General features: G+C 59.2%; 19 protein-coding genes. 16 read left to right on the top strand and 3 right to left on the bottom strand.

Annotated features, from left to right (window positions below; genetic code table 11):
- Positions 1 to 166 precede the first annotated feature (166 nt).
- Positions 167 to 1,468: an amino-acid N-acetyltransferase gene (argA, locus tag PMI37_RS22585; protein ID WP_008085349.1), complete on the top strand. Its 1,302-nt coding sequence runs from the start codon at positions 167 to 169 to the stop codon at positions 1,466 to 1,468.
- Between the two features lie 130 nt (positions 1,469 to 1,598).
- Here argA and tauA read toward each other — a convergent pair whose 3' ends face one another.
- Positions 1,599 to 2,588, bottom strand: coding sequence for a taurine ABC transporter substrate-binding protein (tauA, locus tag PMI37_RS22580; RefSeq protein ID WP_008085347.1), 990 nt, complete (start codon positions 2,586 to 2,588; stop codon positions 1,599 to 1,601).
- Between the two features lie 363 nt (positions 2,589 to 2,951).
- On the opposite strand from tauA, the gene PMI37_RS22575 reads away from it, so the two are divergent.
- The 9 genes from PMI37_RS22575 to coaA all read left to right on the top strand — a co-directional run bounded on the left by PMI37_RS22575 (position 2,952) and on the right by coaA (position 11,314).
- Complete coding sequence (locus PMI37_RS22575) at positions 2,952 to 4,331, top strand: OprD family porin (RefSeq protein WP_008085345.1); 1,380 nt, start codon at positions 2,952 to 2,954, stop codon at positions 4,329 to 4,331.
- Positions 4,332 to 4,625: 294 nt separating this feature from the next.
- Positions 4,626 to 5,264 (top strand): peroxiredoxin, encoded by a 639-nt coding sequence (locus tag PMI37_RS22570; protein WP_008085342.1) that lies wholly within the window; start codon positions 4,626 to 4,628, stop codon positions 5,262 to 5,264.
- Between the two features lie 283 nt (positions 5,265 to 5,547).
- Positions 5,548 to 6,141: an NADPH-dependent FMN reductase gene (ssuE, locus tag PMI37_RS22565; RefSeq protein WP_008085340.1), complete on the top strand. Its 594-nt coding sequence runs from the start codon at positions 5,548 to 5,550 to the stop codon at positions 6,139 to 6,141.
- A 91-nt stretch (positions 6,142 to 6,232) separates the two neighbouring features.
- On the top strand, positions 6,233 to 7,198 hold the full coding sequence (locus PMI37_RS22560) for a sulfonate ABC transporter substrate-binding protein (protein ID WP_008085338.1): 966 nt from the start codon (positions 6,233 to 6,235) through the stop codon (positions 7,196 to 7,198).
- 25 nt (positions 7,199 to 7,223) lie between these two features.
- A complete protein-coding gene (gene ssuD / locus PMI37_RS22555) occupies positions 7,224 to 8,372 on the top strand; it encodes an FMNH2-dependent alkanesulfonate monooxygenase (RefSeq protein ID WP_008085337.1) in 1,149 nt (382 codons plus the stop codon).
- 8 nt (positions 8,373 to 8,380) lie between these two features.
- Positions 8,381 to 9,163 carry an aliphatic sulfonate ABC transporter permease SsuC gene (gene ssuC / locus PMI37_RS22550; RefSeq protein WP_003229260.1) on the top strand — a complete coding sequence of 261 codons (783 nt, stop codon included), beginning with the start codon at positions 8,381 to 8,383 and terminating at the stop codon, positions 9,161 to 9,163.
- Positions 9,160 to 9,966 (top strand): aliphatic sulfonates ABC transporter ATP-binding protein, encoded by an 807-nt coding sequence (gene ssuB, locus PMI37_RS22545; protein WP_008085334.1) that lies wholly within the window; start codon positions 9,160 to 9,162, stop codon positions 9,964 to 9,966. The genes ssuC and ssuB overlap by 4 nt, the downstream gene beginning before the upstream one ends.
- Before the next feature lie 27 nt (positions 9,967 to 9,993).
- A complete protein-coding gene (locus PMI37_RS22540) occupies positions 9,994 to 10,209 on the top strand; it encodes a TOBE domain-containing protein (RefSeq protein ID WP_003229256.1) in 216 nt (71 codons plus the stop codon).
- Positions 10,210 to 10,360: 151 nt separating this feature from the next.
- On the top strand, positions 10,361 to 11,314 hold the full coding sequence (gene coaA, locus PMI37_RS22535; protein WP_008085332.1) for a type I pantothenate kinase: 954 nt from the start codon (positions 10,361 to 10,363) through the stop codon (positions 11,312 to 11,314).
- 3 nt (positions 11,315 to 11,317) lie between these two features.
- Here coaA and PMI37_RS22530 read toward each other — a convergent pair whose 3' ends face one another.
- Positions 11,318 to 11,956 carry a TetR/AcrR family transcriptional regulator gene (locus tag PMI37_RS22530; protein WP_008085331.1) on the bottom strand — a complete coding sequence of 213 codons (639 nt, stop codon included), beginning with the start codon at positions 11,954 to 11,956 and terminating at the stop codon, positions 11,318 to 11,320.
- Positions 11,957 to 12,241: 285 nt separating this feature from the next.
- Positions 12,242 to 13,618 carry a glutamine synthetase family protein gene (locus tag PMI37_RS22525; protein ID WP_007913842.1) on the bottom strand — a complete coding sequence of 459 codons (1,377 nt, stop codon included), beginning with the start codon at positions 13,616 to 13,618 and terminating at the stop codon, positions 12,242 to 12,244.
- Between the two features lie 278 nt (positions 13,619 to 13,896).
- Between PMI37_RS22525 and PMI37_RS32075 the strand changes: the two genes are divergently transcribed.
- The 6 genes from PMI37_RS32075 to PMI37_RS22500 all read left to right on the top strand — a co-directional run bounded on the left by PMI37_RS32075 (position 13,897) and on the right by PMI37_RS22500 (position 20,910).
- Positions 13,897 to 14,253 carry a hypothetical protein gene (locus tag PMI37_RS32075; protein WP_008085329.1) on the top strand — a complete coding sequence of 119 codons (357 nt, stop codon included), beginning with the start codon at positions 13,897 to 13,899 and terminating at the stop codon, positions 14,251 to 14,253.
- Positions 14,254 to 14,349: 96 nt separating this feature from the next.
- Complete coding sequence (locus PMI37_RS22520; RefSeq protein WP_008085328.1) at positions 14,350 to 15,708, top strand: glutamine synthetase family protein; 1,359 nt, start codon at positions 14,350 to 14,352, stop codon at positions 15,706 to 15,708.
- Between the two features lie 56 nt (positions 15,709 to 15,764).
- Complete coding sequence (locus PMI37_RS22515; RefSeq protein ID WP_008085326.1) at positions 15,765 to 17,129, top strand: aspartate aminotransferase family protein; 1,365 nt, start codon at positions 15,765 to 15,767, stop codon at positions 17,127 to 17,129.
- A 173-nt stretch (positions 17,130 to 17,302) separates the two neighbouring features.
- A complete protein-coding gene (locus tag PMI37_RS22510; RefSeq protein WP_008085325.1) occupies positions 17,303 to 18,415 on the top strand; it encodes a polyamine ABC transporter substrate-binding protein in 1,113 nt (370 codons plus the stop codon).
- A gap of 188 nt (positions 18,416 to 18,603) precedes the next feature.
- Positions 18,604 to 19,701 carry a polyamine ABC transporter substrate-binding protein gene (locus PMI37_RS22505; protein WP_008085323.1) on the top strand — a complete coding sequence of 366 codons (1,098 nt, stop codon included), beginning with the start codon at positions 18,604 to 18,606 and terminating at the stop codon, positions 19,699 to 19,701.
- Between the two features lie 66 nt (positions 19,702 to 19,767).
- Positions 19,768 to 20,910: an ABC transporter ATP-binding protein gene (locus PMI37_RS22500; RefSeq protein WP_008085321.1), complete on the top strand. Its 1,143-nt coding sequence runs from the start codon at positions 19,768 to 19,770 to the stop codon at positions 20,908 to 20,910.
- Positions 20,911 to 20,930: the final 20 nt, after the last annotated feature.

The following is a 20,930-nucleotide window of genomic DNA, read 5'->3' as shown; positions in this document are numbered from 1 at the left end:
CGGCAGCTCCTACAGGGGGGTAGTCGTTAAATTTGTGGGGATTGAACCCGTATTCATGAGGAGAGCGCGCGTGTCGCCAAGCCTGTTCCGACGATAACCATCAGCCCGCTGTGCGTTTTTCGTTTCGCCCCTTTTTTCGGCTGCTATTTATTACAGGCCCAGGTTCATGCCCGAATACGTTAACTGGCTTCGTCACGCGTCCCCCTATATCAATGCCCATCGCGATTGCACCTTCGTCGTCATGCTGCCCGGCGACGGCGTCGAGCATCCGAATTTCGGCAACATCGTCCACGACCTTGTCTTGTTGCACAGCCTTGGCGTGCGCCTGGTGCTGGTGCACGGTTCGCGCCCGCAAATTGAAACCCGCCTCGCCGCTCGCGGCCTGACTCCGCATTACCACCACGGCATGCGCATCACTGATGCCGCAACGCTGGAATGCGTAATCGACGCGGTAGGCCAGTTGCGCATCGCGATCGAAGCGCGGCTGTCGATGGACATGGCGTCCTCGCCGATGCAGGGTTCGCGCTTGCGCGTGGCCAGCGGCAATCTGGTGACTGCACGGCCGATCGGCGTGCTCGAAGGTGTCGATTATCACCACACCGGCGAAGTGCGCCGGGTTGACCGCAAGGGCATCAATCGTCTGCTCGATGAGCGTTCGATCGTGCTGCTGTCGCCGCTGGGTTACTCGCCGACCGGTGAAATCTTCAACCTCGCCTGCGAAGACGTCGCTACCCGCGCCGCCATCGACCTGGGCGCGGACAAGCTGCTTTTGTTCGGTGCCGACCTCGGTCTGATCGACGAAAACGGCAAACTGGTGCGCGAACTGCGTCCACAGCAAGTGCCGGCGCATTTGCAGCGTCTGGGCAGCAGCAACTATCAAGCAGAACTGCTCGATGCCGCCGCCGAAGCCTGCCGTGGCGGCGTGGCGCGCAGCCATATCGTCAGTTACGCCGAGGATGGCGCGCTGCTGACCGAGCTGTTCACCCGTGACGGTGGCGGTACGCTGGTTGCGCAAGAGCAATTCGAACTGGTGCGCGAGGCGGCGATTGAAGACGTCGGCGGTTTGCTCGACTTGATCAGCCCGCTGGAAGAGCAGGGGATTCTGGTGCGGCGTTCGCGCGAAGTGCTGGAGCGCGAGATCGAGCAGTTCAGCGTGGTTGAGCGCGAAGGCATGATCATCGCCTGTGCGGCGCTGTATCAGATTGCCGATTCGGATGCCGGTGAACTGGCGTGCCTGGCAGTGAACCCGGAATATCGCCATGGCGGACGTGGGGATGAATTGCTGGAGCGCATCGAAACCCGAGCGCGGGCGCAGGGTTTGAAAACCTTGTTTGTCCTCACCACTCGCACCGCACACTGGTTCCGCGAGCGCGGTTTCGAGCCAAGTAGCGTCGAGCGCATGCCAGCAGCGCGGGCGTCGCTGTACAACTACCAGCGCAACTCGAAGATCTTCGAAAAAACCCTCTGACCCGGTTCATCTGGATTCGATCGTTCCCACGCTCTGCGTGGGAATGCCTCAACGGACGCTCCGCGTTCGCTTTCGATGGGACGCGGAGCGTCCCGAGATGCATTCCCACGCGGAGCGTGGGAACGATCAATTACTCGGTGATGAACTTGGCGCTCACGTACGGTGAGTAGTCCGGCAGCACCGTTTCAACCTTGCCCTGTTCCTTCAAAAACTTCGCCGTCTCGCCAATCGCCTTCGCCGTGCCGCCGTCCAGCAGCGCCGTGGTTTGTTGTGCCTTGGCGTCCGGGAATGCCGAGCCTGCGAGCAATTCCGGCACGTCGGCGGCGTTGGCACCGGTCAGTTTGGCGATTTTCTGCACCGGCACCGAGTCAGCCGTCCAGCTGTCTTTATGCGCGGCGTAATCGGCGAACGAGTCGAGCGTGACCTTGGCGAATTTCGCGACCACCTCGGGGTGCTTCTCGGCAAAGTCCTTGCGCGCTACCCACACTTCGAACGTCGGCGCGCCCCACTGGCCGACTTGTGCAGCGTCGGTCAGCGTCTTGCCGGTCTTGCGGATTTCGCCCAGCGCCGGCGACCAGACAAACGCGCCATCGATATCGCCACGCTTCCACGCCGCCGCGATTTCTGCGGGTTGCAGGTTCACCACTTTGACTTTCGAGGCGTCCAGGCCCCAGTGCTTCAGAGCACCGAGCAGGCTGTAGTGCGAGGTGGATACAAACGGTGTGGCGATGGTCTTGCCGACCAGATCCTGCGGGCTATTGATACCGCTGCCATTGCGCACCACCAGTGCTTCGGCGGCATTGATCTGCGCTGAAACGATGAACGCGACGATCGGCAGATTGCGTGAAGCGGCTGCCGCCAGCGGGCTGGAGCCGAGGTTGCCGATCTGCACGTCACCGGAAGCAATGGCTGTCACAACTTCCGGGCCACTATTGAAGCGGCGCCAGTCGATTTTCTCACCGATGGTTTTCTCGTAGACGCCGTCGGCCTGCGGGACTTTGCTCGGGTCGATACCGGTTTGGTAGCCAACGGTGAGGTTGCCAGCGTGAGCGGATAAAGAAATCAGTGCTGACACACAAACTGTAACAAATTGACTAGATAGTGCGCGTTTGGCCATCATGGCGTCGCCTTTTCGATAGGGTTTGACGATTCGGGGTTACGCCAAAGCTAATCGATATAAAAAAAGGCTAACAAATACCATTTAGGAATGAGCTTAGTCGCCGATACGCTGTATCCCGGCGAAGATGGCAAGATACTGGCCATATTCCGAAATGATATGAAAAAGAATGAATAAATTCTTTTTGGGTTTATCAGGAAATCTTTACTCTGCACGGACCAAATCACTGCGATTAGACCTTGGTCGTAGACACACAAGGTTACGATTGACTTGTCGGTCACGAACTGGCGCTAATCGCGCATCTCGGATCCAGGGCAACAGACCCAGGGCCAGAAACACAAAAATTAGAAACGAGAGGAGCTTTACATGAACAAGTCCACCTTGGCCCTGGCTGTGGCCGTAGGGGTTATGGCGCAGCAGGCAGGCGCCGCCGGTTTCATCGAAGACAGCAAGGCTACTTTGGGGCTGCGTAACTTCTACATCAACACCGATAACCGCGACAGTGCTGCCAATACCGCTGCCAACAAAACAGCCGGTGTTCAAAGCAAGAACGAAGAATGGGGTCAAGGCTTTGATCTGCGCTTCATCTCCGGTTACACCCAAGGCACTGTAGGCTTCGGTATCGACGCCATCGGCCTGCTGGGCGTGCGTCTGGATTCGGGCGGCGGCACCAACGGCGCCACTTCTTCCTCCTACGGCGGCACTGTATTCCCGAGCAAGTCCAACGGCGAAGCTGTTGATAACTTCTCGAGCCTGGGCCTGACTGCCAAAGCCAAGGTATCCCAGACCGAACTGAAGCTGGGTACTCTGCAGCCTAAGAACCCGGTTATCGTGACCAACGATGGTCGTCTGCTGCCACAAACCTGGCAGGGTGGCCAGATCACTTCCGGTGATATCAAAGACCTGACGCTGGTTGGCGGTCAGATCGAAGCCGTGAAGGGTCGTAACTCCAGCAACAATGAGCAACTGAGCATCGGCGGTGCCAACTCCCGTGGCGCTTCGTTCCGTGACAGCAACAAGTTCATCTATGCCGGTGGTGACTACAAAATCACCAAAGACCTGACTGCCCAGTATTACTACGGCAATCTGGAAGACTTCTACAAGCAGCACTTCCTGGGTCTGGTTCACAACTGGGCAATCGGCCCGGGCGTGCTGAAGTCCGACTTCCGTTACTTCAACAGCTCCGACGACGGTGCTAACGGTCACGACCCACTGTACTTCAGTTCGGGTAACTACCAAGGCTTCCGCGCTGGTAAAGGCAAGGTCGACAACAACCTGTACAGCGGTCTGTTCCTGTACACCGTTGAAGGTCACACTTTCGGTGGCGGCTATCAGGTTTCCAACGGCAGCAGCGACTTCCCTTGGCTGAACCAGGGCGACGGTTCGTCGAACTACACCATCACCGACATGCAAATCCAGAAGTTCGGCCGTGCCGGCGAGCGCACCTGGCAAGCACGCTACTCGTATGACTTCGCCAAAGTCGGCCTGCCAGGCCTGACAGCAGGTATGGTCTACCTGCGCGGTGACAACATCGACACCATTGCCAACACTACTGCTCACCCGGTTGCAGGCAGCGGCCGTTCCGAGTGGGAACGCGACCTGACCGTTGGCTACGTCGTACCAGAAGGCCCACTGAAGAACCTGGGCCTGATGTGGAAAAACGCCACCTGGCGCAACGACATCCCAGGTCAGCGTGACCAGGATGAAAACCGCCTGATCGTCAGCTACTCGATCCCGCTGCTGTAATAGCGCGCTCAAGTAACTGAAAAAAAAAGCCCCGTCCGGCATCGCGCCGGACGGGGCTTTTGCGTTTTCGAGTCAGACTCACCCCCGTAAGCCCTCCCCGAAATTCCCCTCTTTACAGCAACTCAAGGCCTTCTCGAACCTTGCGGCCGATGTTCGTCGGGATGCCGTCGAGCGTCCAGTGAACAGATGTTTAATATTCACTAATGATCTAGATATCTCATTATTTATTCTTTTTCATGATGGCAAATCCCAAGCTACAGTTGAGGTCTCCAACAACTCATCAGGAGCAGCACCATGAGCATCAGACTCGGCGACATCGCCCCCGATTTCGAACAGGATTCCAGCGCCGGCAAGATTCGTTTCCACGAATGGCTGGGCGATAGCTGGGGCGTGCTGTTCTCTCACCCGGCGGACTTCACCCCGGTGTGCACCACTGAGCTGGGCTTCACCGCCAAGCTCAAGGATGAGTTCAGCAAGCGCGGCGTCAAAGCCATCGCACTGTCGGTCGACCCGGTGGATTCGCACCACAAGTGGATCGAAGACATCAACGAAACCCAGAACACGATCGTCAACTTCCCGATCCTGGCCGATGCCGATCGCAAGGTTTCCGATCTGTATGACCTGATCCACCCGAACGCCAATGACACGCTGACCGTGCGTTCGCTGTTCGTCATCGATCCGAACAAGAAGGTGCGCCTGACCATCACTTACCCGGCGAGCACCGGGCGCAACTTCCACGAGATTTTGCGGGTGATCGACTCGCTGCAGCTCACCGACAACTACAAAGTGGCCACGCCGGCCAACTGGCAGGACGGTGATGAAGTGGTGATCGTGCCTTCGTTGAAGGACGAGGAAGAGATCAAGCAGCGTTTTCCCAAGGGCTATCGCGCCGTGAAGCCTTACCTGCGCCTGACGCCACAGCCGAATCGGTAAGATCAAAAGATCGCAGCCTGCGGCAGCTCCTACAGGAGTACGCCGCTTCCTGTAGGAGCTGCCGAAGGCTGCGATCTTTTCGAGGCATCCACAAAGCAGGGGATTTCAGGCCGTTTCGACGGCCTTTTTTTTCGCCCGAAACAAAGCAATCCGCATATCTCCAAAACGCATAACCAAATGAATAAATATGATTTATGGATATATAAATCAGCTGGTAAGGTCACTCCCATCGAAGCGAGATCGCAACCCGCGAATCGCCTGTAACGCTTAAGGAATCGTCTCAATGCTGGTTGTCTCACTCGGTGGCAGTCCCAGCCTGCGCTCCCGTTCCGGGGTGCTGCTGGAGCGCTCGCAACGTTGGTTGCAGCAGCAAGGCGTGGAAGTGGTGAGTTATCAGATTCGGGATTTCCCGGCCGAAGATTTGCTCCACGCCCGCTTCGACAGCCCGAAGGTGCTCGACCTGCTGCAACAGATTGAAAACGCCGACGGCCTGTTGATCGCCACACCGGTTTACAAAGCGTCTTTCTCTGGCGCGTTGAAGACGCTGCTGGATCTGCTCCCAGAGCGTGCCCTGAATCACAAGATTGTTTTGCCAATGGCCACCGGCGGCAGCATCGCCCACATGCTGGTGGTCGATTACGCCCTCAAGCCTGTGTTGTCGGCGCTGAAAGCCCAGGAAATGCTCCAGGGGATTTTCGCCGAGGACAGCCAGATCGCTTACGGCGAAGGCAGTGCCGCCGCACAACTGGCCCCGGCGCTGGAGCAGCGACTGCACGAAGCGCTGGATCAGTTTGTCGGCGCCATGGCCCGCCGGCCGAAGCCGCTGGAACCGGGCCTGTTGAACGAACGTTTGTTGAGTGCTCGCTGGAGCATTTAAGCCACACCCGCATTTGATGTACTTCACCTTACTCAGCCGCTAACGGCCAAGCAGGTGCAGCCAAAACCCAACAGCAAAAAAGGAGAGCGCTATGCGCACTGTATTTTTGCGTCGTGGTCTGGTCGCTCTGTTTGCTGCGGCTGTCACCTTCGGCGCCATCACTCAAGCTCAAGCCGAGACATTGCGGATCGGTTACCAGAAGTACGGCACGCTGGTGCTGCTCAAAGCCAAAGGCACGTTGGAAAAACGTCTGGCCGCCCAAGGCGTCGACGTGCAATGGACTGAATTCCCCGGCGGCCCGCAACTGCTCGAAGGCCTGAACGTCGGCTCGATCGACTTCGGCGTGACCGGCGAAACCCCGCCAGTCTTCGCCCAAGCTGCCGGCGCCGATCTGCTCTACGTCGCCTACGAACCGCCAGCGCCAAACAGCGAAGCGATCCTGGTGCCGAAAGACTCGCCGATCAAATCGGTGGCCGATCTCAAAGGCAAGAAAGTCGCCCTGAACAAAGGCTCCAACGTCCACTACCTGCTGGTGCGTGCGCTGGAAGACGCCGGCCTCAAATACACCGACATTCAAACCGTATTCCTGCCGCCAGCCGATGCTCGCGCCGCGTTCGAACGTGGCAGCGTCGATGCCTGGGTCATCTGGGATCCGTACCAGGCCGCCGCCGAGAAACAACTGCAAGCGCACACCCTGCGTGACGGCAAAGGCATCGTCGACAACCACCAGTTCTACCTCGCGACCAAACCTTACGCCGAGAAAAATCCTCAGGTGATCAAGACCCTCGTGGAAGAAGTGCGTGCCGTCGGCGAATGGTCGAAAGCCAACCCTGAAGACGTGACCCAGCAAGTCGCGCCACTGCTCGGCCTGCCGGCGGACATCACCCTGACCTCGGTAAAACGCCAGGGTTACGGCGCGCTGTTCCTGACCCCGGAAGTGGTCGCCGCACAGCAGAAAATCGCTGACACGTTCTTCCAGCTCAAGCTGATTCCGAAGCCGCTGAGCATCAAGGATGTGATCTGGACACCACCGGCCGCTGTGGCCAAAGCGCTGTAATTCGAATCCCCAAGGAGACCACTCCATGAGCCTCAATATCTTCTGGTTCCTGCCTACCCACGGTGACGGCCATTACCTTGGCACCGCCGAAGGCGCTCGCGCCGTTGACCACGGTTATCTGCAACAGGTCGCGCAAGCGGCGGATCGTCTGGGTTTCGGCGGCGTGCTGATCCCCACTGGCCGCTCCTGCGAAGACTCGTGGCTGGTGGCGGCATCGCTGATCCCGGTGACCCAGCGTCTGAAATTCCTCGTTGCCCTGCGTCCCGGGATCATTTCCCCGACGGTCGCGGCGCGGCAGGCAGCCACGCTGGATCGTCTGTCCGGCGGCCGTGCGCTGTTCAACCTGGTAACCGGCGGTGACCCAGAAGAATTGGCCGGCGACGGTCTGTTCCTCAGCCACGAAGAACGCTATCAAGCCTCGGTGGAATTCACCCGCATCTGGCGCCGAGTGCTGGAAGGCGAAACCGTTGATTACGACGGCGAGCACATCAGCGTGAAAGGCGCGAAATTGCTCTATCCGCCGATCCAGCAACCGCGTCCGCCGCTGTACTTCGGTGGCTCGTCGGAAGCGGCGCAGGACTTGGCTGCCGAACAAGTGGAAATGGTGCTGACCTGGGGCGAGCCGCCAGCAGCCGTCGCCGAGAAGATCGCCCAAGTCCGCGCCAAAGCCGCCAAGCTTGGCCGCACTGTGCGCTTCGGTATTCGACTGCACGTGATCGTTCGTGAAACCAACGCCGAGGCGTGGCAAGCGGCGGATCGGTTGATCTCGCATCTGGACGACGACACCATCGCTCGTGCTCAAGCTTCGCTGGCGCGTTTCGATTCGGTGGGTCAGCAACGCATGGCCGCACTGCACGGTGGCAGTCGCGACAACCTCGAAGTCAGCCCGAACCTGTGGGCCGGTGTTGGCCTGGTGCGCGGCGGTGCCGGTACGGCGCTGGTCGGCGATGGCCCGACGGTGGCTGCACGCGTGAAGGAATACGCCGATCTGGGCATCGACACCTTTATCTTCTCCGGTTATCCACACCTCGAAGAATCCTATCGCGTCGCTGAACTGCTGTTCCCGCACCTCGACATCGAGCGTCCGGAACTGCCGAAAAGTGCCGGTTACGTCAGCCCGTTCGGCGAGATGGTCGCCAACGACATTCTTCCCAAAGCCGCGTCGCAGAGCTGAGGCGCGCCATGAAGAAAATCATCCACAGCCTCGCGCCCTGGGCGTTGCCGGTATTGCTGCTGGCGGTGTGGCAGTTGTCGGTGTCGGCGGGCTGGTTGTCGACACGGATTCTGCCGGCACCGGTGGCGGTGATCGAAGCCGGCGTGAGCCTGGTGCGCAGCGGCGAAATCTGGACGCACCTGGCGATCAGCGGCTGGCGCGCGGCGCTCGGTTTCACCATCGGCGGCAGCATCGGTCTGGTCTTGGGTTTCATCACCGGTCTGTCGAAATGGGGCGAACGCCTGCTCGACAGTTCGGTGCAGATGATCCGCAACGTGCCGCACCTGGCGCTGATTCCGCTGGTGATCCTGTGGTTCGGCATCGACGAGTCGGCGAAGATTTTTCTGGTGGCGTTGGGCACGTTGTTCCCGATCTACCTCAACACTTATCACGGCATCCGTAACGTCGATCCGGCGCTGGTGGAGATGGCGCGCAGTTATGGCCTGAGCGGTTTCAGCCTGTTCTGGCAGGTGATTCTGCCGGGCGCGCTGCCTTCGATTCTGGTCGGCGTGCGCTTCGCCCTAGGCTTCATGTGGCTGACGTTGATCGTCGCCGAAACCATTTCCGCCAGCTCCGGCATCGGCTATCTGGCGATGAACGCCCGGGAGTTTTTGCAGACCGACGTGGTGGTGCTGGCGATCCTGCTTTACGCGGTGCTCGGCAAACTCGCCGACCTCGCCGCCCGTGGACTTGAACGTGTGTGGTTGCGCTGGCATCCGGCCTATCAGGTTGCCAAAGGAGGTGCAGCATGACCGCTCAACAACCTCCACGCCTGCTGCGCGGGATTCCGCTGGCGGTGCGCAACCTGCAGAAAACCTTCGGCGCGCGGCAGGTGCTGCGTGACATCGATCTGCACATTCCGGCGGGGCAATTCGTCGCTGTGGTCGGGCGCAGTGGCTGCGGCAAAAGTACTTTGCTGCGCTTGCTAGCCGGCCTCGATCAACCGACTGGCGGTGACTTGCTCGCCGGTTCTGCGCCGCTCAGCGATGCGCGGGAAGACACCCGATTGATGTTCCAGGAAGCGCGTCTGCTGCCATGGAAAAAGATCATCGACAACGTTGGGCTCGGCCTTAAAGGCAACTGGCGCCCGAAGGCTCTTGAAGCACTGGACGCGGTGGGCCTGGCCGATCGCGCCAATGAATGGCCGGCGGCGTTGTCCGGTGGGCAGAAGCAACGCGTCGCGCTGGCTCGCGCCCTGATCCATCAGCCGCGCCTGCTGTTGCTCGACGAACCGCTCGGCGCACTGGACGCGCTGACCCGCATCGAAATGCAGCAACTGATCGAACGTCTCTGGCAGCAACACGGCTTCACGGTGCTGCTGGTGACCCACGACGTCAGCGAAGCGGTGGCGATTGCCGACCGGGTGATTCTGATCGAGGAAGGCGAAGTCGGCCTCGACCTGCACGTCGAACTGCCGCGCCCACGGGTACGCGGTTCGCATCGCCTGGCGGCGCTGGAAACCGAAGTGCTTAACCGAGTTTTGTCCCTGCCTGGCCAACCGCCGGAGCCGGAACCTGTTTCACCCCTGCCTACGCAACTGCGTTGGGCGCAATAACTCAAGCAAACGACAGGAATCATTGCCATGACTATCAAAGCCATCAACGTCCGTAACCAGTTCAAAGGCTCGATCAAGGAAATCGTCCTCGGTGACGTGCTGTCGGAAATCGACGTGCAAACCGCTTCGGGCATCGTCACTTCGGTGATCACCACCCGTTCGGTCAAGGAGCTGGAGCTGGTAGTGGGCAGCGAAGTGATCGCCTTTGTGAAATCCACCGAGGTGTCGATCGCCAAGTTGTAATCGATGGGCAACACGCGCCCCGGACGGCTTGAGCCCTCCGGGGTTTTTCATTTGTGCGGCAAAAATGCGATTGAGGGTGAAAAGCGTGGTTTGGAGGCCCTGAACATATCTGCTATGTTCCGGCTTTTGCCAAGGCACAGACAGGAAGATTATGACCACCCAGCAGGATGCCGCAGGGCATTCGCCCGCTCACCGCGAGTACCGGGAATTCACTCGCGAGCAATGGTCTGCCTTGCGGGAAGAGGCGGCGCAGAGCCTTTCGTCGGCACAAATGAATGCGCTGATCAGCCCTACGCAGCCCATCAGCCGCGACGAAGTGGAAGAAATATTGCTGCCGCTGTCGCGCCTTTTGCGTCTTTACGCCGAGTCCGCGCAGTCGGCGGCCGTGGTGCACAGTGCTTTTCTCGGCGAACCGACGCGCAAGCCACCGTATGTGATTGGCATCTCGGGCAGTGTCGCGGTGGGCAAGAGCAGCTTCGCCAGGGTTTTGTCGGCGTTGTTGGCCTCCTTGCCAGGCGCGCCGGATGTGCAACTGGTGACCACAGATTCTTTCCTGTTTCCGCTGGCGACACTCGAGCAGAACAACCTGTTGCACCGCAAAGGCTTTCCCGAATCTTACGACCGGGCACTGCTTCTCGACTTCCTGCACGCCGTGCGCAACGAAGGCAAACCGGTGCAGATCCCGGTCTACTCGCACGTTCGGTACGACATTCTTGCCGACGAGACGCAGACGGTGCAGACCCCCGATATCATCGTTCTGGAAGGGCTCAATGTCCTCCAGGAGGACAAACACGACAGTCTCAACGTCCGTGACTTCGTCGACTTCTCGATCTATGTCGACGCCGCTGATGAGGACATCAAGCGCTGGTACCTCGAGCGGTTTGTCTATCTGAAGAACACTGCGTTCCAGTCTGGCGAGTCGTACTTCAACAAGTACAAGACGCTGTCGGACGATGAAGCGCTGGCCATGGCCTCGGCCACCTGGGACCGGGTCAATCTGAAGAACCTCGTTGAAAACATCCTGCCCACCCGTGACCGGGCGAGCCTGATCCTCAACAAGTCGGCGGACCATTCCATCGACAAGATTCTGCTGCGGGCGATTTGAACGTCAGTCGCTGACGGGCCGCTTCGGCAGGTAAGTCGGCAGGTACAGGCCGATGTAGGCATCAAACACGCGCATGCCTTCTTCGGCCATGCGCGGGGTGATCTGCCCGTGTTGCTGCACCGAGCGTGCGTAGACACGGTCGCCCAGCTCCATGGCCAGGGCAAACACGTCGACGTCGCTCGGCAGCCTTGGCAGTTCGAAATGATGGTCGAACAGCTTGTGCATCAGGTCGCCGAGTTCGATGTCGTGCTGGCGGTCAGCCTGGGTCACTTCGGTGAGGCCGTGCTGGGCGAGAATCAACTGGCGCGCGGCAGCGTCTTCGTCGTAGATCTCCAGCATGCGTTGCTCAACCAGCCGCGACAGATCCCGCCAGTCACGCAAACTTTCATGATCGATCGGTGCCTGCAGGCACGCGCGGAAGGCTGCGTGCACGTCGGCGGTCAGCGCTTCGAGCAGCGCCGGCACGCTGGCAAAGAAGTGGTACACGGAGGAGGGCGGGATCTGCGCGCGCTCGGCGACGCTGTAGATCGACAGACTCGCCACACCCTCGGCGGCCAGCAGCGTGCGCGCGGCGTCGAGTATCGAATCGATGCGCGCCTGACTGCGGGCACGGGGTTTGCGAACGGGGGCGGGACGCGTCATGAAAGTCTCCTGCGGGGCAGCGGGCATTGTACGAGCCGGTTTCGGTGTTGTCTGCCGGTACCCTGTGGCGAGGGGATTTAGCGAAACGTCGCACCGCCCCGTTCGGCTGCGCAGCAGTCGTAAACCCTGAGAACCGGTTATTCCTGACACACCGAGTGGGATGGGTTTGGGGCTGCTTCGCAACCCAACGGGGATAAATCCCCTCGCCACAGGTTTTGTGTTCGGCCATAAAAAAACGCCGTTGGCTGAATCAGCCGACGGCGTTCTTTTTGGCGCTACGACCGCTTAAACGGTATGCAGATACCAGTTGTACTCAAGGTCGGAGATGGAGTGTTCGAACTCCTCCAGCTCGCTTTCCTTGCAGGCGACGAAGATATCGATGTACTTCGGATCGATGTACTTGGCCATCACCTCGCTGTCGTCCAGCTCGCGCAGGGCATCGCGCAAGTTGTTCGGCAGGCTTTGTTCGTTCTGCTCGTAGCTGTTGCCTTCGACTGGCGCGCCCGGCTCGATCTTGTTGGTCAGACCGTGGTGCACGCCGGCCAAGACCGAAGCCATCAGCAGGTACGGGTTGGCGTCGGCGCCGGCTACACGATGCTCGATACGCACGGCATCGGAAGAACCGGTCGGTACGCGAATCGCTACGGTGCGGTTGTCGAGGCCCCAGCACGGCGAGTTCGGCACATAGAACTGTGCGCCGAAACGACGGTAGGAGTTGACGTTCGGGCAGAGGAAAGCCATCTGCGCGGGCAGGGTCTCGAGCACACCGCCGATCGCGTGACGCAGCGCGGCGTTCTGCTCGGGATCCTCGCTGGCAAAAATGTTTTTGCCTTCTTTATCCAGAATCGAAATGTGCACGTGCAGACCATTACCGGCCTGACCCGGGTACGGCTTGGCCATGAAGGTGGTGTCCATTTCATGGTCGTAGGCAATGTTCTTGATCAGACGCTTGAGCAGTACCGCGTAGTCGCAGGCCTTGATCGGGTCGGCGACGTGGTGCAGGTTCACTTCGAACTGCGCCGGGGCACTTTCCTTGACGATGGCGTCGGCCGGGATGCCTTGCTCTTTCGCGCCTTCCAGAATGTCCTGGAGGCAGTCGACGTATTCGTCGAGGTCATCGATCAGGTAGACCTGAGTCGAGTGCGGACGTTTACCGGAGATCGGCGAGCGTGGCGGCTGTGGACGGCCGTTCACGTTTTCCTGGTCGATCAGGTAGAACTCGAGTTCGAAGGCGGCGCAGATGGTCAGGCCCAGCTCGTCAAACTTTGCAACAACTTGACGGAGCACTTCGCGCGGATCGGCGAAGAATGGGTCGCCTTCGAGCTCGTGCATGGTCATCAACAGCTGCGCGGTCGGGCGCTTCTGCCATGGCTCGTTGCACAGGGTATCGGGGATCGGATAGCAGATACGATCGGCGTCGCCGATGTCCAGGCCCAGGCCGGTGCTTTCCACCGTAGAGCCGTTGATATCCAGAGCAAATAGAGAGGCCGGCAGGTTGATGCCTTTCTCGTAAACCTTGTGGAGGCTGGTGCGTTCGATGCGCTTGCCGCGCACCACACCATTCATATCCGCAATCAGAAGGTCAACGTACAGAACCTCAGGATGTTCCTTAAGGAACGCGTTCGCTTCGTTAAGCTGAACGGCACGCGGGGGTACCGACATGATGCAACACCTTTGTTGTTAAAAATATCAATCATTGATCTTTTCTGGTTTCAGTCAACCCGAACGGCATGCCGAAGTCAAGCAAGGCCTTTTTTGCCCTAAAAAAGCGCCGCAGGGGCATTTATGGGGCACTTTAGGGCAGTTTTTCGTCCTTGGGACGCTTGGCACCCGCAGGCTTGAGCAGGCCGTGTTGTATTTTTTACGGGGGTGTTGTGTAAAAAAATGAACAAGGCTAAGCTCCGATCAAACCCATAACAGCAATAATACCGGGGTGCTTCATGTCTCGCCTGCCGTTAATCGGCATCACCGACTGCTCGCAACAGTCCGGTCTGCATGCTTATCACATCAGTGGCGACAAATCCGTCGAAAGCTCCGCCAGCAAGGCGCGCGGCCCGTCGACGAAGGTTTTGTCAGCAGCAGGCAAAACGGCAGCGTCCGATATTCTGGACGTACGACAAGGCATCTCCTTTATGGCGTTCCCTTCCAATATAGATCGCTTTCAATCCCAAAGCCTGCGCCGCTCGCCGAGTCGTGCTCATGATTCTGCACGCCTGAACTGTGCACAGGAAATGCAACGCCAGCGTAAAGGGCAGGTAAGCTCCTCTTTCATTGTCTATGCGCGGTGCCTGGCGTAAGCCCGCACTGCGCACAAGCAAGCCCCCTTTAACGCGACGCCGCCGGCGTCAAACTTTGCCTGACACCACGTCAGGAGACTCAGCCCAGAGGCATTTATGAGTAACAACCTCGACCAGCTCACCGATTGGTTGAAAGACCACAAGATCACAGAAGTCGAATGCATGATCGCCGACTTGACCGGTATCACCCGGGGCAAGATTTCGCCGACCAACAAGTTCATCGCCGAAAAAGGCATGCGCCTGCCCGAGAGCGTGCTGTTGCAGACCGTGACCGGCGACTACGTCGAAGACGACATCTATTACGAACTGCTCGACCCGGCCGACATCGACATGATCTGCCGCCCCGACCAGAACGCCGTGTACATGGTGCCGTGGGCCATCGAGCCAACCGCGCAGGTGATCCACGACACCTACGACAAGCAAGGCAACCCGATCGAGCTGTCGCCGCGCAACGTCCTCAAGAAAGTCCTCAAACTCTATGCCGACAAGGGCTGGCAGCCAATCGTGGCGCCGGAAATGGAGTTCTACCTGACCAAGCGCAGCGACGACCCTGACTATCCGTTGCAGCCGCCAATCGGTCGCTCGGGCCGTCCGGAAATCGGTCGTCAGTCGTTCTCGATTGAAGCGGCGAACGAATTCGACCCGCTGTTCGAAGACGTCTACGACTGGTGCGAACTGCAGGAGCTGGACCTCGACACGCTGATCCACGAAGACGGCACGGCGCAGATGGAAATCAACTTCCGTCACGGCGACGCACTGTCGCTGGCCGACCAGATCCTGGTGTTCAAGCGCACCATGCGTGAAGCCGCACTCAAGCACGACGTCGCAGCGACCTTTATGGCCAAGCCGATGACGGGCGAGCCGGGCAGTGCGATGCACTTGCACCAGAGCATCATCGACATCGAGACCGGCAAGAACGTCTTCTCCAATGAAGACGGGACCATGAGCCAGCTGTTCCTGCACCACATCGGTGGTTTGCAGAAACTGATTCCCGAGCTGTTGCCGTTGTTCGCACCGAACGTCAACTCGTTCCGTCGCTTCCTGCCGGACACTTCGGCACCGGTGAACGTCGAGTGGGGCGAAGAAAATCGCACCGTCGGCCTGCGCGTACCGGATGCCGGCCCGCAGAACCGTCGGGTCGAAAACCGTCTGCCGGGCGCCGACGCCAACCCGTACCTGGCGATTGCCGCGAGCCTGCTCTGCGGTTACATCGGCATGGTCGAGGGTCTCAACCCGAGCGCGCCGGTGGTCGGCCGTGGTTACGAGCGCCGCAACCTGCGCCTGCCGTTAACCATCGAAGACGCGCTGGAGCGTATGGAAAACAGCACCACCGTCGAGAAATACCTCGGCAAGACTTTCATCACAGGCTACGTCGCGGTCAAGCGGGCCGAGCATGAAAACTTCAAGCGCGTGATCAGTTCCTGGGAGCGTGAGTACCTGCTCTTCGCCGTCTGATACGCCGGGCGCGACCCTCAGCGGTCGCGCCTTCACCGATAACAAGGAGAATTGGCATGACCAGCAACAATCCGCAAACCCGCGAGTGGCAAGCACTCAGCAATGATCACCACCTGGCGCCATTCAGCGACTTCAAACAGCTGAAAGAGAAAGGCCCGCGGATCATCACCAACGCCAAGGGCGTTTACCTGTGGGACAGCGAAGGCAACAAGATCCTCGACGGCATGGCCGGCCTGTGGTGCGTGGCCATCGGTTACGGTCGCGATGAGCTGGCCGATGCGGCCGCCAAACAGATGCGCGAACTGCCGTACTACAACCTGTTCTTCCAGACCGCACACCCGCCGGCACTGGAACTGGCCAAGTCGATCGCCGACGTCGCGCCAGAAGGCATGAACCACGTGTTCTTCACCGGTTCCGGCTCCGAAGGCAACGACACCATGCTGCGTATGGTCCGCCACTATTGGGCGATCAAAGGCCAGCCGAACAAGAAAGTCATCATCAGCCGCAAGAACGGTTATCACGGTTCGACCGTCGCGGGCGCGAGCCTCGGTGGCATGACCTATATGCACGAACAAGGCGACCTGCCGATCCCGGGCATCGTCCACATCGCGCAGCCATACTGGTTCGCTGAAGGCGGCGACATGTCCCCGGAAGAGTTCGGTATCTGGGCGGCCAATCAGTTGGAAGAAAAGATTCTCGAAGTCGGCGTCGACAACGTCGGTGCCTTTATTGCCGAGCCGATCCAGGGCGCTGGCGGCGTGATCATTCCGCCCGACAGCTACTGGCCGCGCATCAAGGAAATCCTCGCCAAGTACGACATCCTCTTCGTGGCGGACGAAGTGATCTGCGGTTTCGGCCGTACCGGTGAGTGGTTCGGTAGCGATTTCTACGACCTCAAGCCTGACATGATGACCATCGCCAAAGGTCTGACCTCCGGTTACATCCCGATGGGTGGCCTGATCGTTCGCGACACCGTTGTTGCGGTGCTCAACGAAGGTGGCGATTTCAACCATGGCTTCACCTACTCCGGTCACCCGGTGGCGGCAGCGGTCGGTCTGGAAAACATCCGCATTCTGCGCGATGAAAAAATTATCGAGAACGCGCACAACGAAACGGCACCGTATTTGCAGAAACGTCTGCGGGAACTGAACGATCACCCATTGGTGGGTGAGGTTCGCGGGGTTGGTCTGTTGGGCGCAATCGAGCTGGTGCAGGACAAGGCCACGCGCAAGCGTTACGAAGGCAAGGGTGTCGGCATGATCTGCCGCCAGTTCTGCTTCGACAACGGCCTGATCATGCGCGCTGTGGGTGACACCATGATCATCGCGCCGCCGCTGGTGATCAGCAAAGCCGAGATCGATGAGCTGGTAACAAAGGCACGTAAATGCCTGGACCTGACCCTCAGTGCGTTGCAGGGCTAAGTGCTAGGCTTTTGAGCGGGGGAGCTGCGGCGCGCTCGCTCAAAAGCTGTCAGAAAGGCTGGTCTTTTCTTGAAAGACCGCCTCGGATCTTGCCAGACTAGCCGCGGTTCCAGTTGTCCGGGTTCGGCCGCTGAACAAAGTGGTTCAAAAAAAGAAAATTTGGAGCATTACGCATGAAGGCATTAGGCAAAAAGCTCGCTGGCAAGACTCTGCTCGCCATGTCCCTGATGGGAATCATGGCGGCTGCGGCTCAGGCGGACGACAAGGTGTTGCACGTCTACAACTGGTCCGACTACATCGCCCCGGACACCATCAAGAAGTTTGAAGACGAGTCGGGCATCAAAGTCGTCTACGACGTCTTCGACAGCAACGAAACCCTCGAAGCCAAACTGCTCGCAGGCAAGTCCGGCTACGACATTGTCGTGCCGTCGAACAACTTCCTCGCCAAGCAGATCAAGGCCGGTGTCTACCAGAAGCTGGACAAGTCCAAGCTGCCTAACTGGAAGAACCTCAACACTGACTTGCTCAAAGCCGTGTCGGTCAGCGACCCGGGCAACGAGCACGCTTTCCCTTACATGTGGGGCTCGATCGGTATTGGCTTCAACGCCGAGAAGGTCAAGGCTGCTCTGGGCGCCGACGCGCCGGTCGATTCGTGGGATCTGATCTTCAAGCCGGAAAACGCCGCCAAGCTGAAATCCTGCGGCATCAGCCTGCTCGACTCGCCAACCGAGATGATTCCGGTGGCGTTGCACTACCTGGGCCTGCCAACCGACAGCCAGAAGAAAGAAGACATCGACAAGGCTGAAGCGCTGATCATGAAGGTTCGTCCTTCGATCGCCTACTTCCACTCGTCCAAGTACATCTCTGACCTGGCCAACGGCAACATCTGCGTAGCCGTCGGTTACTCGGGTGACATCTACCAGGCCAAGTCCCGCGCGGCTGAAGCCGGTGACAAGGTGAAAGTCAGCTACAACATTCCGAAAGAAGGTGCCGGCAGCTTCTACGACATGGTCGCCATCCCTAAAGATGCCGAAAACGTCGAAGGCGCCTACAAGTTCATGACCTTCCTGCAGAAGCCGGAAATCATGGCGGAAATCACCAACGCCGTACGCTTCCCGAACGGTAACGCCGCTGCAACTCCGCTGGTCGATAAAGACATCACCAGTGACCCGGGCGTTTACCCACCGGCTGACGTGCTGGCCAAGCTGTACGCGATTGCCGACTTGCCGGCCGCGACTCAGCGCATCCTGACCCGCAGCTGGACCAAGATCAAATCGGGTAAATAAGCCGGTTTGCAGCAGCAACCGCTGGCCGTCGTCCCCCGCGAAGGCGGCCAGCGGATTAATTAAATGACAGAAAGTTTTGCTGGAACGGTTTTTCGAGGGTAAGTTGCGCGCCGGTTTTGTTGCCGGGCAGCCATGGCTGTCATGCAGCGCGGGGCAACTTGGGCCCAACTAATTTAGAGGACCTCCACTTGCCTATTTTTTCTTCTTTGCGCAAAGCCCTGCTGGCCACTGCCGGCCTGACGATTGCTGTCGGTGCCCAGGCCGCCGGTACGGTGCATATTTATAACTGGTCCGATTACATCGGCGAGACCACCCTGGCGGATTTCCAGAAAGCCACCGGGATCAAGCCGGTCTACGACGTGTTCGACTCCAACGAAACCCTGGAAGGCAAGCTGCTGGCCGGGCGTACCGGGTACGACGTGGTCGTGCCGTCGAACCACTTCCTCGGCAAGCAGATCAAGGCGGGCGCGTTCCAGAAGCTCGACCGCTCGCAGCTGCCGAATTATTCCAATCTCGACCCGGCGCTGCTCAAGCGTCTGGAGCAGAACGATCCGGGCAACCTGTACGCCGTGCCGTACCTGTGGGGCACCAATGGCATCGGTTACAACGTCGATAAAGTGAAGGCCGTGCTCGGTGTCGACAAGATTGATTCGTGGGGCGTGCTGTTCGAGCCGGAGAACATCAAGAAGCTGCAAAGCTGCGGCGTGGCATTCCTCGATTCGGCGGATGAAATGATGCCGACCGTGCTCAACTACATGGGCCTGAACGCCAACAGCACCAATCCCAAGGACTATGAAAAAGCCACCGCCAAGCTGCTCGCGGTGCGTCCTTACGTGACCTACTTCCACTCCTCGAAATACATCGGCGACCTGGCCAACGGCGACATCTGCGTAGCCATCGGTTTCTCCGGCGATATCTTCCAGGCGAAGAACCGCGCAGCCGAAGCCAAGAAGGGCGTGAACATCGCCTACACGGTGCCGAAAGAGGGCGGCGCGCTGTGGTTTGACATGCTGGCGATTCCGAAGGATTCGTCGAACGTGAAGGAGGCCCATGCCTTCATCAACTATCTGCTGAAACCTGAGGTGATCGCTCAGGTCAGTGATTACGTCGGTTATGCCAACCCCAACCCGGGTTCGGACAAACTGATGGAACAATCCATCCGGACCGATGCGTCGGTGTATCCGCCGCAGGCCGTTATCGACAAGGCTTATGTGTCGACCGAGTTGCCACCGAACATTCAGCGTCTGATGACCCGCAGCTGGACCAAGGTCAAGTCGGGGATGTAAGGCACACACTATCCTGGGTTCGCCTTGCGGGGCGGACTGCATTGTTTTTTTCTGGGAGTTTCGTAAATGGCAGTTGCCTCCGGCGCCTATAAGAAAGCCCTCGAGGGCGACCAGACACCGAAACAGGTGTTGGTCAAAATCGACCGGGTCACGAAGAAGTTCGACGAGACGATTGCCGTGGACGATGTGTCCCTGGAAATCAAAAAGGGCGAGATCTTCGCTCTGCTCGGCGGTTCGGGATCGGGCAAATCTACCCTGCTGCGGATGCTGGCAGGGTTCGAACGGCCCACGGAGGGGCGCATTTTTCTCGACGGCGTCGACATCACCGACATGCCGCCGTACGAGCGACCAATCAACATGATGTTCCAGTCGTACGCCTTGTTCCCGCACATGACCGTGGCGCAGAACATCGCCTTCGGCCTCAAGCAGGACAAGATTCCGGCGGCTGAAGTCGACGCCCGCGTGGCCGAGATGCTCAAGCTGGTGCAGATGAGCCAGTACGCCAAGCGCAAGCCGCATCAACTGTCTGGTGGTCAGCGTCAGCGTGTGGCATTGGCGCGTTCGCTGGCCAAACGGCCGAAGCTGCTGTTGCTCGACGAACCGATGGGCGCACTGGATAAAAAACTGCGCTCGCAGATGCAGCTGGAGCTGGTCGAGATCATCGAGCGCGTCGGTGTGACCTGCGTGATGGTGACACACGACCAGGAAGAGGCCATGACCATGGCCGAGCGCATCGCGATCATGCACCTGGGCTGGATCGCTCAGATCGGCAGCCCGATCGACATCTACGAAACCCCGACCAGCCGTCTGGTCTGCGAATTCATCGGTAACGTCAACATCTTCGAAGGCGAAGTGATCGACGACGCCGAAGGCCACGCGACCATCACCTGCAAAGACCTCGATCGGCAGATCTACGTCGGCCACGGCATCAGCACCTCGGTGCAGGACAAGTCGGTCACCTACGCGATCCGCCCGGAGAAGCTGCTGGTCACCGCCGACCAACCGACCTGCGAATACAACTGGTCGAGCGGCAAGGTGCATGACATCGCCTACCTCGGCGGTCACTCGGTGTTCTACGTCGAATTGCCGAGCGGCAAACTGGTGCAATCGTTCGTGGCCAACGCCGAACGCCGTGGCGCACGTCCGACCTGGGGCGATCAGGTTTACGTGTACTGGGAAGATGACAGCGGCGTGGTACTTCGCTCATGAACATGCGCAAATTCAAACGC

Source organism: Pseudomonas sp. GM80, assembly GCF_000282515.1.
GTDB lineage: Bacteria > Pseudomonadota > Gammaproteobacteria > Pseudomonadales > Pseudomonadaceae > Aquipseudomonas.
This window is presented reverse-complemented; position numbering and strand designations above follow the sequence as displayed.